Source organism: Acidiferrobacter sp. (assembly GCF_054609335.1).
In genome coordinates this window covers 1-15,599 of the sequence record NZ_JBTRWP010000022.1, presented here as the reverse complement: position 1 = coordinate 15,599, position 15,599 = coordinate 1, and the positions used below count along the sequence as shown (strand labels likewise).

General features: G+C 62.4%; 16 protein-coding genes and 1 tRNA gene. 2 read left to right on the top strand and 15 right to left on the bottom strand.

What is annotated here, in order from left to right; translation table 11 throughout:
- Window positions 1-24 precede the first annotated feature (24 nt).
- The 15 genes from gspN to ACYCTF_RS07480 all read right to left on the bottom strand — a co-directional run bounded on the left by gspN (window position 25) and on the right by ACYCTF_RS07480 (window position 13,538).
- Window positions 25-768, bottom strand: coding sequence for a type II secretion system protein N (gene gspN / locus ACYCTF_RS07550; RefSeq protein WP_461282355.1), 744 nt, complete (start codon window positions 766-768; stop codon window positions 25-27).
- A gap of 2 nt (window positions 769-770) precedes the next feature.
- Window positions 771-1,271: a type II secretion system protein GspM gene (gene gspM / locus ACYCTF_RS07545; protein WP_461282354.1), complete on the bottom strand. Its 501-nt coding sequence runs from the start codon at window positions 1,269-1,271 to the stop codon at window positions 771-773.
- Entirely contained in the window at window positions 1,268-2,590 is a 1,323-nt protein-coding gene (gene gspL, locus ACYCTF_RS07540) for a type II secretion system protein GspL (protein WP_461282353.1), read from the bottom strand. The genes gspM and gspL overlap by 4 nt, the downstream gene beginning before the upstream one ends.
- The gene (gene gspK, locus ACYCTF_RS07535) at window positions 2,554-3,489 is read right to left on the bottom strand and encodes a type II secretion system minor pseudopilin GspK (RefSeq protein WP_461282352.1); all 936 of its coding nucleotides are present in this window, start codon (window positions 3,487-3,489) and stop codon (window positions 2,554-2,556) included. The genes gspL and gspK overlap by 37 nt, the downstream gene beginning before the upstream one ends.
- Window positions 3,486-4,079 carry a type II secretion system minor pseudopilin GspJ gene (gspJ, locus tag ACYCTF_RS07530; RefSeq protein ID WP_461282351.1) on the bottom strand — a complete coding sequence of 198 codons (594 nt, stop codon included), beginning with the start codon at window positions 4,077-4,079 and terminating at the stop codon, window positions 3,486-3,488. Before gspJ ends, gspK begins: the two co-directional genes overlap by 4 nt.
- Window positions 4,076-4,462 carry a type II secretion system minor pseudopilin GspI gene (gene gspI / locus ACYCTF_RS07525; protein WP_461282350.1) on the bottom strand — a complete coding sequence of 129 codons (387 nt, stop codon included), beginning with the start codon at window positions 4,460-4,462 and terminating at the stop codon, window positions 4,076-4,078. Before gspI ends, gspJ begins: the two co-directional genes overlap by 4 nt.
- Complete coding sequence (locus ACYCTF_RS07520) at window positions 4,431-4,889, bottom strand: GspH/FimT family pseudopilin (protein ID WP_461282349.1); 459 nt, start codon at window positions 4,887-4,889, stop codon at window positions 4,431-4,433. The genes gspI and ACYCTF_RS07520 overlap by 32 nt, the downstream gene beginning before the upstream one ends.
- Entirely contained in the window at window positions 4,877-5,293 is a 417-nt protein-coding gene (gspG, locus tag ACYCTF_RS07515; RefSeq protein WP_461282412.1) for a type II secretion system major pseudopilin GspG, read from the bottom strand. Before gspG ends, ACYCTF_RS07520 begins: the two co-directional genes overlap by 13 nt.
- Window positions 5,294-5,307: 14 nt before the next feature.
- Window positions 5,308-6,519 carry a type II secretion system inner membrane protein GspF gene (gspF, locus tag ACYCTF_RS07510; RefSeq protein ID WP_461282348.1) on the bottom strand — a complete coding sequence of 404 codons (1,212 nt, stop codon included), beginning with the start codon at window positions 6,517-6,519 and terminating at the stop codon, window positions 5,308-5,310.
- Window positions 6,520-6,521: 2 nt separating this feature from the next.
- Window positions 6,522-7,970: a type II secretion system ATPase GspE gene (gene gspE / locus ACYCTF_RS07505; protein WP_461282347.1), complete on the bottom strand. Its 1,449-nt coding sequence runs from the start codon at window positions 7,968-7,970 to the stop codon at window positions 6,522-6,524.
- On the bottom strand, window positions 7,963-9,969 hold the full coding sequence (gene gspD / locus ACYCTF_RS07500; RefSeq protein WP_461284763.1) for a type II secretion system secretin GspD: 2,007 nt from the start codon (window positions 9,967-9,969) through the stop codon (window positions 7,963-7,965). Before gspD ends, gspE begins: the two co-directional genes overlap by 8 nt.
- Before the next feature lie 262 nt (window positions 9,970-10,231).
- On the bottom strand, window positions 10,232-11,089 hold the full coding sequence (locus ACYCTF_RS07495) for a type II secretion system protein N (RefSeq protein WP_461282345.1): 858 nt from the start codon (window positions 11,087-11,089) through the stop codon (window positions 10,232-10,234).
- A gap of 201 nt (window positions 11,090-11,290) precedes the next feature.
- Window positions 11,291-11,746, bottom strand: a complete 456-nt coding sequence (locus tag ACYCTF_RS07490; protein ID WP_461282344.1) for a hypothetical protein — start codon at window positions 11,744-11,746, stop codon at window positions 11,291-11,293.
- A 568-nt stretch (window positions 11,747-12,314) separates the two neighbouring features.
- Complete coding sequence (locus ACYCTF_RS07485; protein ID WP_461282411.1) at window positions 12,315-12,656, bottom strand: TusE/DsrC/DsvC family sulfur relay protein; 342 nt, start codon at window positions 12,654-12,656, stop codon at window positions 12,315-12,317.
- Window positions 12,657-13,469: 813 nt separating this feature from the next.
- Window positions 13,470-13,538 (bottom strand) — tRNA-Ala (locus tag ACYCTF_RS07480).
- A 1,185-nt stretch (window positions 13,539-14,723) separates the two neighbouring features.
- Here ACYCTF_RS07480 and ACYCTF_RS07475 point away from each other — a divergent pair.
- Both ACYCTF_RS07475 and ACYCTF_RS07470 read left to right on the top strand, forming a co-directional pair.
- Window positions 14,724-15,044, top strand: coding sequence for a hypothetical protein (locus ACYCTF_RS07475; protein ID WP_461282343.1), 321 nt, complete (start codon window positions 14,724-14,726; stop codon window positions 15,042-15,044).
- Window positions 15,041-15,599 (top strand): AAA family ATPase (locus tag ACYCTF_RS07470; RefSeq protein ID WP_461284762.1); only part of this gene is annotated, 559 nt, incomplete at its 3' end. The genes ACYCTF_RS07475 and ACYCTF_RS07470, both read left to right, overlap by 4 nt.

The following is a 15,599-nucleotide window of genomic DNA, read 5'->3' as shown; positions in this document are numbered from 1 at the left end:
AGGCGGAGCGCGAGTACGCCGGGACTAGAATGTCATATGAAAATCGACCCGACGTCCCCCATGAGCATCCGGGACCCCGATGCTTTGCACGAGACCGCCTAGGCGCAGACCATGGCTGCGCACGTCGCCCGTGAACGAAAGGGCGCCGTCTGCAAACCCATAGCGCCCACGGCCTCGCACGACCAACACACCGCTCAGAGTCTGGATGCGATAGACCACCCCCGGCGCGGCCAGTACGAAACGAGCGTCATAAGTCCCCAGGGGATTGACGGGCGCGCTCACGAGCGCGGCGTCGCGCCAGGTTAAAGTCCCCTGGCCCGAGGGGTGCGGCCCCCACACGAGAGTGCGGGCATGCAGCGTGAGCTTGCCGCCGGGCCCAAAGTCTTGCGCGGCCGGGACCAAGGACGCAAGCACACCAGCGGGCGCGCTCAAGGCCACATTGGAGAACTCCTGCACCTGCGAAGCGAAGGCCGTCTGCATATGGCCCTGCACGGGCCCTGTAAGCCGCAGAGCATAGCCGATCCGCCCCCGGAAGAGGGGCGAGGCCATAAAGGTAAATCGCACACGGCTCAAGGCCTCGCGCCCGGTGGCCGTGGTCAAGATGAGGTCTACGCGTCCGCCCCAGATCGTGCCGTGCACGGCCGTGACACCCACCATGGGAGGCAATCCCTGAGTGAGATAGGGCAACACCACCCGCGCGGGCGCGGTCGCGAGCAGAAAGACCGCATAGGCCAGGATCGCGAGCAGGATATAGCGAAGTTTGCGCATCGTCAGTGGACGACCAGAATCACAGACCCGCTCACAAGCCCCACGCCCGCGGGCGTGAGCTCGACGTGCGCGGGCTCCACCCCGCGGGCGCCAAGCCCCGCGAGGAAGCGCACCAACCCATTGAACGGCACCTTACTGAATACCGCCTCGGCCTTGTGCGATCCGCGCGGCGACAACTCGCTCAGCATGCCGCCAATTGCCCCCAGCTGCGCCTGCTGTTCGATCAGACTCAAAAGCGCGGTGCCCGTGGGGGCATGGCCCACATGTGCGCGTAGCGAGTGCACCAAGGCCGCCTCGTGGCGCATGACCGACAGCGTTGCGCGTTGTTTTGGGAGCACGTGCTGCCAATGGGCCACGCGCGCGGCCAAGGGTATCCACAAAAGCATGTAGAAAAAGAGCGGCAGCGCAATCAGAGCCGCCAACAAGACCACTCGGCGCTCCTTCTCGCTGCGTGCAAGCCATGCCGACTGGATACGTGACACCACCAAAGGAACCGTCTTCATGGCGACCTCCTCGTCATAGTCACCAAGGCCTGCACGCCGCCCTGATGGCTCATGACATGCGTGATCTGCACCGAGAGCCCGTTGCGCATAAGGTGATGCTTCAAGGCCGTCAGTGCATCGAAATTGGCAAGGCGCACGGCACAGCGCACCGCCCCATGCCGATACTCGAGACGCGTCAAGGCCCCTTGGGCGAGACCCGCGAGCGCGGGGCCGGCGTCGGTCAAGACCGCGAGAAAGCCTTGGCCAGCACCGCCCGCTCGTGCCGCAAGCTTCGCCACCCCCTGTCGCATCTGCCGCGCCGGGTCGAGCACCGGCGCATTCGGGAAGTTCGCCGTGAAGATCGATGTCATCTCGGCGTTAACGCGCGCCTCCTCGTGCGAGAGCCGCACCCAATCAAATACCGTGCGCGCGAATCCGAGCGCGAGCACCAAGGCGAGCGCTACGAGGGCCGGTCGCAATGCGCGCAGCGCGGCAAGCCCGCTGGCACTCACCGCCCCGCCCGTCTCCCCCAGACGAAAACCGGGCGTCTCCCCCTCCCCTATCGGTCGCGCATCCGCGATGACAGAGAGGCCCGACTCGCGCGCGATCAAAGCACGCAGGGCCTCGTCGCCCCCAAACAGGGTGATCGAATCGGGCACGGCCTTTGCCTTGACGGCCTCGGTGAGCGCCTGCCGGAAGGCAGCCGGAATCTGCGTCAAAAGGCCCGCGGCGCCAAAACCGCTATAGGGGCCAGTGCGTACCGCCCACTGGCCATCGGCGAAGCGACACGACCAGGTTCGGGGACGCCATGGAAGGGCCAGGGTCACGGGACAAAAGGTGACGTCGAGCCGCTCCTCCTCCATGACCGCCCGCCACGCCGAGAGCCGCTCCTTGGCGGTCACCGCCACGAAAATGCCGGCCTCCGTATCGCGATGGGAAAAGGCTAAGGTTTCCGGATCGGCCAACAACTGCTCTTCGAGCAGATAGGGCAAGGCCTGCGCCAAGCGTCCGCGCCCACGCCCAGGCCACTGCGCGACTGTGAGCAAAGTCTCTATGGCGGGCGTCCATACGCGGATCGAGGCGCGCCGCGCCGCCTCGGGCAATTCGCTCAAGGGCCCGCGACCTGCCTCAGCTCCGGGGCCCCGCCACTCGACGGTCTGAGTCTCCGGGAAATCCGGCGGCAGAAAGATATTCCAGGGGGCCGCACCCGGCGCCCGCACCCAGGCCTCCATACGGTCTTTCCACTTCGCAAGATTCTCACCTGACAGGCTGTGACCCCCTATACCGAGGCGCATAAAGCCCCTTATGTGTGTTTGGCCGTGACCCGATGGTGTTCCCATAACGCCTCCTGCCACAATATGACGGTCGCCTGGCCGCGCGCCGCCCGATACAAAAGCGCACGCCTGCGCGCGACGATCCCCCCGAAGCGCGCGGTCACATGGACCAGGAAATAATGCGTCTGCACGTCGGCCTGATAGCTGGGACTTACCCCTTGCGGCAAGGCCTGCTGAAATGCCGCCGCGCTCATAAACGGCGTGCGTAGCGCCTCTTGCCCCAAGGTCTGCGCCTCCTTCAGCGTAAGACCCGGACACAAGGCTGCGAGCACCAGGGCCGGTGCCGTATTCACATTGATCGGCGTCGCAAGCGGCAAGGCCGTCAAATAAGGGCGTAATTTCCGTACGATCTTGGCACTGAAGCCCTGCACCAGCCGCAGCTCGCTCACCCCGCTCATGGGTTGGCGCCCGGCTCTATAAGGCGTGCGCCGCCCGAGATAGACGGCGTCGAAACCGCCGCCGGCGGAACCAGGAGGCATCTCCCAGGCCACGACCGCCTGCGCAAGTGAGGGGTTCAGACCCGCCAGCTGCAAAAGCCGCGTGAACACCGCCACCGCCCCCGGTACCTCCTTGCCCGCCACCACAAGGTCATTCAGGTTGAAGCGTCCCTCCGGGTCCAGGACCCACGCGTGCACCGTGCCGCCGCCTACCGGGAAGCGCGGCAGGGGCTGGGCCCAGCGCTCGGCCAGATCGTCAACCTGATCATGACGCCCTTGATGAGTCACTTCCACAGCCGCGAGGCGGAAGGCCCCGTCCATGGCCGCGTGTGCCTGCGCCAGAGCGCGCACATTCCCACTCTCCTTGAACCATAGCAATTCGCCGCGCATAAGATCCGCGGCAATGGTCGCCGTGAGCGCCACCACCAACAGGGCCACGATGAGGGCAAGTCCCCGCTCGCGCCTCATCGGCCGACCGGGAACAGCCAACGGATATGCCGGCCGTCCTTCAGTGTCAGGGTCACCTTGACGGCATTGGGGTCTGCGGCCGGCTGGCCGGCGAGCGGCCAGGTGCGCACATAGAGCCCGTTGGACGCCAAAAGCCGCACCCGGAGGCGACGCACGCCGCGCATCAGCACCTCGTGCGCCCGGTGCTCGCCCGGAGCGCGATCCAGAACCGCCCACCGCCGCCATATCAGACGCCCATGCATCACCGTGTAATCCACCCGCCGCAGATCGCTTGCCGGACGCAACCGGAAAGGCGGCGTTCCGCCGGTCGTAAAATTCAGACGTACGCCACGCCCCATGCGCCGCACCACGAAGGCTGGCACCAAGGTCCCGGCGCCGTCGCGCACCGGCCGGCCACGCGCCTGACTCAAATCCTCGGCCAAGCGGTAGTAGGCAAGCTCGCGTTCCTGCCAACGCACGCGCACGGCCTTAAGGTGCGCGCGGATGGCCATGGCACGGTCGAGCCCGGTGTAGGCGATCGCGCCCACGACCGCGAAAATGGCGATGGCCACTAACATCTCGAGCAGCGTGAACCCCTTGCTGCGCATCATGGCTTGCGCACGAAGCCCACGAGCCGCATCAAGACATGCCCGCGGTGGGCCCGACGGACCGTGATGCGCACGCGACGGATCTCCGGCAACGCCGTGGCACGCACACGCGTCACCACCCGAAAACGCCGCCCATCCTCGCGCGCACTCGTCTGATGCCTGCCTGTGGGCGGCCAATGGATCACGGCCTCCACGCGCGCGAGTCGGTTCTCGGCCACCCATAGCGCGAGCGTACGATCCCGAAGCGCGCCTGCGGTCGTGATCGCCTGCGTCAGATTGCGCATCACAGCCGCGAGCGCAATCGCCAGAATGAAGAGGGCAATTAGCACCTCCAGCAGCGTGAAGCCGCCACACTCAGCTCTTTGCCGCACCCTTGACGCGCCCATTGTTATCTCCCGACAACAGGAACCGTCCGTGGGACGTCACCACCTCGAGCCGAAACGCGCGGCCAAGCCCGCTTGGCGTAAAGATCACCGCATGCGTTTTTCCGAGGTCCCGAATCACGGCCCCCGCGGGCAGGTGCCGGGGGCGAAACAGGGCGCCCTTCACCTGCGAGAAACGGCCGTGACCATTCAATGTCAAGAACTCGTAACCATGGGCCCCGAAATTCACGCGGTAAGGCCTGCCGGTCACGATCGCCTGGGTGCGGGCCGCGCGCAGGAGCGCCAGAAGCCGCAGACCTTCGCTGCGCGCCGACACCCCAATACCCCGTCCAAGCCGCGGTACGAGCACGCCCAGCATGATGCCGATCAAGGCCAGTACGACCAGGATCTCGAATAAGGTAAAGCCGCGCTCACCCCCTAGAGCTGCCATGACCCTATGACGTCCTTCATACCATGGCCCTTGCCGTGCGGTCCGTAACTGAAAACGTCCACGCCCCCGTGGATGCCGGGATTCAAATACTGATAGGGTTGTCCCCACGGATCGACGGGCAGCCGCGGCAAATATCCCCCACTACGCCAGTCGGGCGCGGCCGGCCCCGAAGTGGGCTTCTGCACCAGAGCCTTCAGGCCCTGCTGCTGGGTCGGATATCGGCCGTTGTCGAGCCGGTAGAGCTTGAGGGCGCTTATGATCGAGCGGATGTCGTTCTTGGCCGCCACGATCCGCGCCTCATTCGGCCGGTTCATGATTTTAGGGACGATCACAGCCGCCAGGATCCCTATGATCACCATGACGACCATGACCTCGATGAGGGTAAAACCACGCGATCGCTGCATCTTGAACATAAGGCTCACTTGATAAGTTGGTTCATATCGAAAATCGGCAGCAGGATGGCAAGCACGATGAACAGCACCATCCCCCCCATGACGAGAATCAACACAGGTTCGATCAGACTCGTAAGCGCAGTCACGAAGCCCTCGAGCTCACGCGTCTGTGCCTCGGCGGCGCGCGAGAGCATGGTATCCAAGGAGCCGCTCGCCTCGCCGCTACTGATCAAATGGATGACAAGCGGCGGGAAGAGCTTTGCGCGACCGAGCGAGCGGGCAAGCGAACCACCCTCGCGCACCTCCTGCCTGGCCTCCTCGACTGCCATCTGCATCGGCAAGTTGGTAACCACCTGCATGGCCGTTTCGAGCGCGAGCAGCAGCGGGATCCCAGAGCTCGTGAGGATGCCCAAGGTGCTCGCAAGCCGCGCCGCGTTCAGGCCCCTTATGAGCCGCCCCAAAAGCGGCACGCGCAGAAGCAGCCTCTGCCATGCGATGCGCCGCTCGCGCTTGCGCAAAAAGAGCCGCCCCGCGACCAGAATCGCAAGAAAGCCAATAGGCCACGCGACCCCGCCCTCCTTGGCAATATGGCTTATGGCGATCAAGGCCCGTGTCGCCCAGGGGAGCGGCGCACCGCTATCGACGAAGACCTGAGCGATCTGGGGCACAACGTACACGAGCAGGCCGCCCACGATGGCCACTGCCACTATCGTTACCAGCGCCGGATACAGAAAGGCCACCCACACCTTTTGCGTCAAGGCCTGGCGCTGCTCAGTGTAATCGGCAAGCCGCTCCAGGATTACCGGGAGTTTCCCGGATTGTTCGCCGGCCTCCACGAGATGACGATAGAGCGGCGGGAAGGACCCCGGGAAATCCCCGAGGGCGCCCGCGAGGGACTGCCCTTCGCGGACCTTGGTGCGCACCGCCGCAAGGATCTTGCGGGCGCGCGCGGACTCGCTCTGCTCCGTCAAAGCCTGCAGACTCTCCTCAATGGGCAGGCCCGCGCGCACCAAAGTCGCAAATTGGCGGGTCAGGAGCGACAGCTCCGCGGTCTTGAGGCCGGTCTGCCAACGAAACGCCCGTCGCTCGGCGCGCTCCTTTTCGATGGGCGCGACCTTGATCGGAATGAACCCCTTTTCGCGCAGGAGGACGCGGACACGCCGCTCCCCGTCACCCTCCATGACGCCTTTTATAGCGCGTCCGTCGCTGTCTAGCGCCTCATACTCAAATGCCGCCATAATCAGTCACGGGAAACCCGCATTACCTCTTCCATGCTCGTGCGCCCCTCGGCGACGACCCGCAGGCCATCCTGATAGAGCGTGCGCAACCCTTGCGCAAGCGCGACTTCTCGCAACCGGGCCTCGGCGGCCCGGTCATGGATCAATGCCTTCAACTCGTCACTTACCGTCAAGAGTTCGTAAAGCCCCGTGCGCCCCTGATAGCCGGTCGATCCACAGGCCGGGCAGGTCACACCGACCGCCTGTGCGTGCCCCTGACAGGTGCCACATAAAGTGCGCACGAGGCGTTGCGCCAAGATCCCAAGGAGGGTCGAAGCAACCAGGAAGGGCTCTATGCCCATATCGACCAAACGTGTCACGGCACCCACCGCGTCATTCGTATGCAAGGTCGCCAAAACCAGATGGCCCGTGAGGCTTGCCTGCACGGCGATCTGGGCGGTCTCAAGGTCGCGGATCTCGCCGATCATGACGATGTCCGGATCCTGTCGCAGAATGGAACGTAATGCCCGCGCGAACGTCAGGTCAATTTTGGGGTTCACCTGAATCTGCCCCACACCATCCAGTTCATACTCGACCGGATCCTCGACCGTCATGATGTTCGACGTGTGCGTATTGAGCTCGCCCAGCGCCGAATAGAGGGTCGTCGTCTTCCCCGAGCCCGTGGGGCCCGTGACGAGAAAGATCCCGTGAGGTTGATGGATGAGGTTGTGCAGTATGGTGAGCGTGTCGGCCGGCATCCCGAGTGCGCCCAGATTCAGGCGGCCGGCCTGCTTGTCCAGAAGGCGCATCACCACGCGCTCGCCGTGCGCCGTGGGTACCGTCGAGACGCGAACATCGATGGGTCGCCCGGCCAGACGCAAGGTGATACGCCCGTCCTGCGGGAGCCGCTTTTCGGCAATGTCGAGCCGCGACATGATTTTGATCCGCGAAACCAGTATCCCGTGCGCGGCCTTCTGCGGCTCTATGATGTCGCGCAATACCCCATCGACGCGGAAACGCACCAGGGACCGGGTTTCAAAGGCCTCTATATGGATATCCGAGGCCTTTTCGCGTACCGCCTGCGTGAGCAGCGCATTGATCAGGCGCACCACCGGCGCGTCACCCTCGCTCTCCAGCAGATCCTGGGTCTTCGGCAGGTGCTGGGCGAGTTCGGCCAAGTCCAGCTTTTCATCGAGGGCGCCCATGATCTGCTGGGCATGCGACATGTCGCGCGCGTACCCCGTATTAAGGGCCGCCTGGAAGGCCTCTTCACCCACAGTCGTAAGGTGCAGCGGCCTGCGCAGCACCCGCTCGAGCTCCGCGAGAACCGGGCCCGGCACGTCCTCCCTCTGCCACACCTCCACCTCATCACCGACCAGCCCCACACTCATCACGCCGTAGCGTTTCGCGAAGTGGTAAGGAAGTCTGCTGATCCACTCCTTATCCAGGGGACGCTCGATCATTTCAACCATGCGTTCCACCCGGCGCCACCGCCTTCGGGGCAGGAGGCACGCTGGGCGCGGTCTTGCCCTCTTGCAACGGCGCCATATGGGGCTGATGATAATTCGGTAACACATAAGAATGCGAGAAGCGCACCGCATCCTCCTCGGCCCGCATCATAGCGTAGCGCGAGGCCGTGAATCCCTCGCTCTGTTCGCTATTGCGCACGATCACAGGTTTCAAGAACACCATGAGGTTGGTCTTCTTCTTCACGCGCTGACGATAGCGAAAGAGATTTCCGATCAAGGGGATGCTGTCTAAGAGCGGCACGCCCTGCCAATTATTCTCCACCTCATCGCTTATGAGGCCCCCCAGCACTATCGTCTTGCCGTTGGCCACAATCACTGTGGTCTTCAGTTCGCGTTTGTTCGTTATGAGGTCGACTGCACCCGACAGGCTCGGCGCTATGCTCGACACGTCTTCGTAGATCTGCATTTTTATGTTGTTGCCGGCAGTGATCTGCGGCTTGATTTTCAACGTGAGGCCCACGTTCTTACGCTCAACGGTCTGAAACGGATTCACAGCCGCCGTACCGACCGTCCCGGCGGTGGAATAGCTGCCGGTAATGAATGGCACGTTCTGTCCAACCATGATTTTTGCTTCCGTGTTGTCGAGCGTGAGGAGATCGGGCGTCGACAAGACGTTCACGCCCGAGACCGACTGCAAGGCGCGGGCGAACGCCGAAAGACCGACAACGGTCTGACCGCCCGCGAGCGTCACGGTGCCGCTTATGAACCCGAGCGCAAGCCCCGCTTCGTTCGCCAAATTCGAGGGGGCCGCCGCTGTCGAGACTATCCCTGAACCGGTCACGGGGAAGTTCGTCACGCCGGCCACCGCGCCACTGCCAGCAGGAGCCGCGCCGGCCCACTGCACGCCGAGCTCAGCCTGATTGTCGACCGTGACCTCGGCTATGAGCGCCTTCACAAATACCTGAGCTCGCCGTATGTCCAGCTTAGAAATGACCGCACGCAGACTATCATACACGGCATTCGGCGCATTGATAATAAGTGCGTTAATGGAAGGATCGGCCTGAACAACAGACGATTTTATGGCGTGGGCCGAAACTTTTCCTGAAACAGGCGGCTGCCCCGCCATGGCGACAGGCTGGACCGCCGCGACCACGCGCTTGCTCGCCCCCTTAGCCTCCCCCTGCAAAAGACCCCGCAAGATCTTCGCGATCCGGCTTGCCCGCGCGTTGCGCAGATACACGACATGCGTGGTACCACCGCTCTCGCCCTGGATATCGAGCTTATTCACGAGGGCCTCTATGAATCGCAGCTTCCTTCGGCTTGCGGTACGGACGAGCAGACTATTGGAGCGCGTATCCGGCACGATGTAGACGGGGCTATAGTTGCCCACCAGTGTCCCGGAAGCGCTCGGCAACTGGGCCTCCCCCAAGCGCACAAGGAGATTTGCCATATCCACAGCCGAGGCGTAATGGACGGGGATGATTACGACCGGCGATCGGACCTCGGCCTCAAGGCCATAGACGATGCGCATGAGCCTGCGGACATTATCGGCATCATCTGTGACGATCAGGGTATTGGTAGGGGCGTACACCGAAATGATGCCCGCGCTCGACATGAGGGGGCGCAAAAGCGGCATGATCTGCGAGGCCTGACCCGCGTCTATGGGGATTACCTGGGTGACCAATTCATCACCACCCGCGGGCCAATGCGCACTCACGGGCGCCGCCTGGCGGGCGTTGGCCTGGGGAAGAATCTTCACGACATGCCCGGGCCCTGGGACGGCCGTAAAACCTTGCGCCTTCAGGGCGCCCAGAAAGATCTGGTAGGCGGCCTGCAGCGATACTGGCGCGGCCGACACGATAGTGACCTTGCCCTGTACGCGCGGATCGATCAGAAAGTTCTTGCCCGTAAGCTCGGCGACGGCACGAATCACCGCGCGGATATTCGCGTTGTCAAAATTAAACAACATCTTACCTGGCGGGACCTTGTCGGACGTGCTCACGACAGTGGAGCCACCGGTTGCCACCGCTGGTGCGGCCCCGGCGCTTAATACGGGGTGCGATGCGGGCTTAGGCGTCAGGGGCGTATGCGCGCCTACGACGGGGTGATCGTTCAATGCAACGCCGGCCTTGTCGTCTCCAAAAGCTGGATATCGCGCACTCGAGAAGACCAGCGTTAGAAGCAACCCCGCACATAAGCGACTACGCGCCCATTCACCCATCGGTATTCTGTCCTTAGAAAGGGTATCCACAACACGAACTGACTCACGGGCCTTGCATGCTGTACGTGAAGGCTTTCATGTGCCCGTCGCGCGCTACATCCACTGTAACGTCACCGTTTTTCGCCCCGGCCATATAGGCACTGACCGCGGCACCCAAGGAGTTCACGGGCCGTCCGTTCACCTCCTCGATAATGTCACCCTTGCGCAAGCCAAGACTTGCAAAGGCCTGTCCTGGAGCCTCTTTTACAAGCACGCCGCCCGCGGGGCCGGGCGTAAGCCACGATTTCAAGGTTACGTTCGACACACTGCCGAACGCCGCCACGACCGACGGCTCGACCGGAACCGTGACGGGATGACTGATGCCCAGGCTGGCCTGTGGCACCGCCACCGGCGCCGGTGGCGCGAGCGTCGCCGTGCTGGACGGCGCGCCTGCGCTTGTCGCGCTGGGCGGGTACAACAAGAGGCTCTGAAGCCGCCCATTGTGTTTCAGAATCGCCCGATCAGAGGCGACTGCCGCCAGCACCACGCCCGTCGATATGGTCGCCCCGACGATATACGGGCGGACACCCTGTCCGGGCTTACCGATCAATGCAACGCCAGGCTTTCCCGCTACAAGCCCGGACAAGGTCAGCGCGAGATGGCTCACCGGGATCGCCGCCAGCGTCGTTGTCGCCGACCGGCCAAACAGATGGCTTCTCAACAAAACCGATAGAGGCGCCTGCGTGGAATGCTCCACCGTGACCTGCGGCGCCGCCGATTGCCCTGGGGGCGATAGCGCGCCCCATGTCCAGCTCGCCAAAAGCGCCGCCACGACGACCGCAGCGCCCGTGTTAATCACTCGCGCGGTACGTGGTTTGGAGGCTGTCGCAAGCAACCGTCCACCGAGAGCCTGCCAAGACATGCCGCTCTGTTCCCATGGCTTTATTTGCATCGGCGCATTATAACCATCCGCCACGCGCGCCCCCATCCGGGTTTTCGAGGCCCCCGGGCCGAGCTCATCCTGGCAAACGCTTTCCCCGCGCGCCTCTGCCGCGTTTAGAACCCTGGTCGCACTCGGACAAAAGGTCGCAAAAGGCCGGCCGATGGTGGTCGCATGAGACGGTCAAAGCCACGCGTGCGCCGAAAAAGCCCGTCCTGCGTCGCTCGACAGCTCATCCTTGAATCTCACCAAATGCACGCCGATATCCGGCGCCATGCGCATCAGGGCCTGGCGCAGCGTCCGAGACTTCTCGGGCACAACAAGGCTAAACCCCGTCGCGAACCTCCTAAGACCATGGAAGGCTACGGCGCGATACGGCCTACGACCGAGCCAAGCATTGGACCAGAGCGCTGGAGGTGCCGCATTTGCAGTAAGAACGATACGGTTAGCCCCGGCACCGGCACCGGACGCAATATGACCCTTAGTCCAAAAGATCAAGGCCATGGTGGTTCCGATCAGGCCTGCCGTCGCGAAGGCCCCGAGAGTCCATGTCAGGCCGTGGCGAGAAGACCAAAGAACACTGCTTTCAGCTTCCACGTGCCCCCCGAGGCATCGCGACAGCCGTCTCGTTATTTTCATGTCTCTCTCCTTATGCGCTGCATGCGAAACCATCCTACAGAACTCTTGAGCCCGCATAAGTCGGACCTAAGTAGGATGAACGCAGTCACCCCGGAAAAAGGGGGTTGCGATCATGACAGATGAGCTCCTTTTATTCAAGAAATGGGCTCTTCCAACATCGAACGATGTCTGACTTCCGATGAGGTTCCCCTCACGACAGGGAGATCGCCACCGGCATGAATGTTGGTAATCTGACCCTATCGACGCGATCAGCTGACTTCGATATCTGTCTAGCGCGCCTTTCCGTTCTCGTTTAAACGAACTCCGACAGGCCGTGCGTTACTCGCAAAAACCGCAAAAAAAGGGGGATAGGGCACTCGCACCAGGGGCCGTGAGCGTGCAGCCCCGCCGCCCGATGCGCACGTCGCCCACACGAGCACGGAAGAGTCACGCGTTCACTGAGCACAAAAAACGTGCCTACGGAGCATCGCCGGATGCAGCCGCTCTAGCGCCTCGGCAGACGCGATCGCGCCGCGCTTAGGCGGCGGGCGCTCTGCCGACAGGTGAGTATCCCGCAAGCGCCTACGGACTAATAGCCGCCCTTGCGCATGCTTTCAGGAAGACCCGCAATGCGGCCTGCCTGCTTCGAGGGATTTCCGGGGAAAAGATCGAAAAGTGTCTTGTTGTCGACCTTGCGGTCCGACCAGACCTCCTGCATACCCTTCAGAATATGGCGGTTGTTCGGCAGCTCGCCGTTGTGGTTGAGGTACTGATCGCGCAGATACTCGATCACATCCCAATGGTCCTGACTCAGATCCACACCCTCGGTCCTGGCAATTTCCATGGCCACCGCCTTGTCCCAGTCCGCCTGATTCACGAGATATCCCGTCTCCGTGCTTTCCACCGCCTTGCCGTTGACTTGATAGGCCATCGCGCTCACAACCCCCTTGGTGACTTGGTGCTGTTAGACTTTTCTTGCATCATCTTTCCATCTATCCATCGAGGTCTTTTTACCAAACCCGCGCGGGGTTGTCTAACACGCGCATTCCAAAAACCCGCATTTTCCTTGACAACTATCTCTTCATGGGTATAACCGGGCCGCTTTCAACGGGCGCAAGGCCCGGAGGCCGGTTTCTTGCGAAGGGGGAAGGGCAAAACACCCGGTTTTGCACCCCGATTGAGCTTCTTGCCGTCACCCCGGGCGAACCTTGGGCGACGGGAGCCTAACGCGCTCAGGGACCGCCTCGAAGTCGCAAGCGCCATAGGCAGACAAAGGTGAGATGGGCCGATCGCGCCGGGGAGGGCGAAGCGCCGAACGGATTCTTCGCAAGACGGGGACTCGGTAAAAGGCAGACCTTGGCCGATGCCCCTTCAAGCCGCGAGCGGCGCCGGGAGGCCGCTCACGGCAGACATGACAGGCGCTTTCGCAAATACAATGATGACCGGTCATGCCGCACAATGGTGCGGGAAGGCTTTCGTCACGGGCGCACGATGGGCGGGTGTCGGCGCGGTAGGCTGCGTCGTGGAGACATTACGCGCTTTAGCGCAAAGGCGTGCCGGGTCTGGGAATCACTTCGGCTGCTCACCACAGACTAGGCAAGCATGAAAAGGATGGAGCAGATCGAACCTAAGGAAATGCCGGCGTGCCAGAAGGCGGGCTTGTCTCGGCGTAACACCGCAAGAGAGAAGGCCGGGACCTATCGGCAGCCGTAGGGCCTACATACCGCGTAAGTCTTTGATTTTGTGGTGCGGAGGAGGATCGAACTCCCGACCTTCGCATTGCGAACGCGAGTTTTGCCATTTGAACCGACGCAGAATACACCCAAGCCAAACAATAAGTTACACGCAACACACTGATATGCCACGGTTTATCGGCATTGATGCCCGCGCACTGTCTATCATCGGATAGCATCCCCTATCATCCATTTTTGTTTCCCGTTACAGCATAATTACAGCACGGCAAGACTCGAAATGTGCAATAACATGCGTATGTTATGCTGTATCAATCCGTATATGATTCAATGGGTTGCGCTATTCTGTTGAGTTTGCTAGGATGTTCTTGTCACTCCTCTTTATTGCTGATGGTGTCATGGAGTGTGATCGACTGGCCCGACCATTCCGCTGGGGCGCGGGGGCCAGTTGCGGGGAAACCCGCGGGCGCGACCAGCCCACGAATCGCAAATTCTTGGCCGCGTTGTTGCCAGGCCCGACGGGCAGCGGACATCGCGACCCCCTGGCGTACGGACTTAGTTCCCCTTGGGGAGTACGCGTAGGGCACCCACCGTATTTTGATTTACGCCACACACAAGGCAGCTGGCGTACCTGCGAGGGTACGTCATGCCTACTGCACAGAAAGACTCCATTCATCTCGCCATCTTGCGAGAGATGTTCCCAAAACAATTAAACCTATTCATTCCTGACACGGCGGCGGTCATTGGCTGGGCGTCCGGCTCGCTGCGCAACAATTTGCGGTCGTCGCGACCGATTCTACGGGCAGTCAAAGTCGGGCGAAGGCGGATGGTCCCCCTGGTCACTCTGGCCGCATATCTCGACGGACTCACTGATGTGGCGGCAGATACGAAGCCCATGGGCCGCCCCCGTAAATCCGGGGGTGCCCAATGAGCATGAAATCCCAATCCCGAAAGCACCGCGGGGTCGTAGTGGGGTTCATAGATGATTTATTCCCTGAGAACTGGAATGACTTTTTAGACATTCCGCGCTGGCCTGAAACCTCATCCCCAATCGTGTGCGGACTTTCCCCACGTCGGTGGGGGCAGCTTATTCGGTTTACCCGGACCCACCAGGAACGCGCTGTGTGCAAACTTTTGTCAGAGGGCCGCAACGCGCGGGAGATCGGGGCGGTGCTGTGGCCCCCAGTCACGCCCACCCGCGTCCGGCAAATTGCGACTGACGTTTTCAAGCGGGTGGCAAGCGCAAGCGGGTCGCAGCCAGACGATCCCCAGGGCGACATGTTCGACAACGATAACGGGGGTGACCTATGAACCACCCATTCTGGACCCGGGAAAAACTTGCGGCGCTGGTCGCCGCAGTCGCGCGGGATCTCGCGAACGGCGGGGATTGCGGCGCGATAGGGGTAGACATGTGGTCGGGGTCCAGCTTAGGCGCGGACCTCTCGGCCGCGGCCTTTCTGATTGAGGATAGGGACCCTGCGGCGCGGCCGGTCCGCATCGCGCTGGATCTAATTAACTACAGGCGCACAAAGGGGCACATCTCAGAAAAACAGATCGCCCTTTGCTTCCGCCTGGCCGAGGAATTGCGACAGACCGCTACGCCAGACCAGATGGAGGGCACGGCATGAGCATCGATTTTTGCAAGTATCGGGTCGACATCCTGGAGGCGTTCAACAACGAGCCCGTGCCTCTCGATTTTATCTGGCCTGGTTTTTTGGCCGGTACCGTGGGGACGCTCTTCGCCCCAGGTGCCACCTCCAAATCGTTTTGGGCGATTCAAGCCAGCATCGCCGTGGCCGGTGGTGGCGACACGGTGGGGGTCGAGCCTGGAGGGTTTGGGAGAGTTGTCTACCTGGCCGCGGAAGATCCGCAGCCGGTCCTCCAGCACCGGTTGTACGCCATCGGCGCGCGGCTGTCTCCCGAGGACCGCGCCATCGCCGCGGAGCGAGTGGACCTGCTCTCTGTGGTCGGCGCCGGACTCGACGCGGGAGACAAAGAACAACGCGGCGGGCTGGTAGAGTTTTGCCTGGGAGCGCGACTTGTCATTATCGACACGATTTCCCGGGCGCATCGACTGGATGAGAACTCGAATGGGGAAATGGCGCGACTACTGATGTGGCTGGAGGTGATCGCGCGCCAAACAGGCGCCGCGATCTTATTCCTCCACCACATCTCCAAGTTTG

Coding starts and splice junctions, on each gene's coding strand:
- gspI (WP_461282350.1), bottom strand. CDS start 4,462: ATGGGCGCGTCAAGGGTGCGGCAAAGAGCTGAGTGTGGCGGCTTCACG.
- gspM (WP_461282354.1), bottom strand. CDS start 1,271: ATGAAGACGGTTCCTTTGGTGGTGTCACGTATCCAGTCGGCATGGCTT.
- ACYCTF_RS07495 (WP_461282345.1), bottom strand. CDS start 11,089: ATGTCTTGGCAGGCTCTCGGTGGACGGTTGCTTGCGACAGCCTCCAAA.
- gspK (WP_461282352.1), bottom strand. CDS start 3,489: ATGAGGCGCGAGCGGGGACTTGCCCTCATCGTGGCCCTGTTGGTGGTG.
- gspL (WP_461282353.1), bottom strand. CDS start 2,590: ATGGGAACACCATCGGGTCACGGCCAAACACACATAAGGGGCTTTATG.
- gspN (WP_461282355.1), bottom strand. CDS start 768: ATGCGCAAACTTCGCTATATCCTGCTCGCGATCCTGGCCTATGCGGTC.
- ACYCTF_RS07475 (WP_461282343.1), top strand. CDS start 14,724: ATGAACCACCCATTCTGGACCCGGGAAAAACTTGCGGCGCTGGTCGCC.
- gspF (WP_461282348.1), bottom strand. CDS start 6,519: ATGGCGGCATTTGAGTATGAGGCGCTAGACAGCGACGGACGCGCTATA.
- gspE (WP_461282347.1), bottom strand. CDS start 7,970: ATGGTTGAAATGATCGAGCGTCCCCTGGATAAGGAGTGGATCAGCAGA.
- ACYCTF_RS07490 (WP_461282344.1), bottom strand. CDS start 11,746: ATGAAAATAACGAGACGGCTGTCGCGATGCCTCGGGGGGCACGTGGAA.
- gspG (WP_461282412.1), bottom strand. CDS start 5,293: ATGCAGCGATCGCGTGGTTTTACCCTCATCGAGGTCATGGTCGTCATG.
- ACYCTF_RS07485 (WP_461282411.1), bottom strand. CDS start 12,656: ATGGCCTATCAAGTCAACGGCAAGGCGGTGGAAAGCACGGAGACGGGA.
- ACYCTF_RS07520 (WP_461282349.1), bottom strand. CDS start 4,889: ATGGCAGCTCTAGGGGGTGAGCGCGGCTTTACCTTATTCGAGATCCTG.
- gspJ (WP_461282351.1), bottom strand. CDS start 4,079: ATGATGCGCAGCAAGGGGTTCACGCTGCTCGAGATGTTAGTGGCCATC.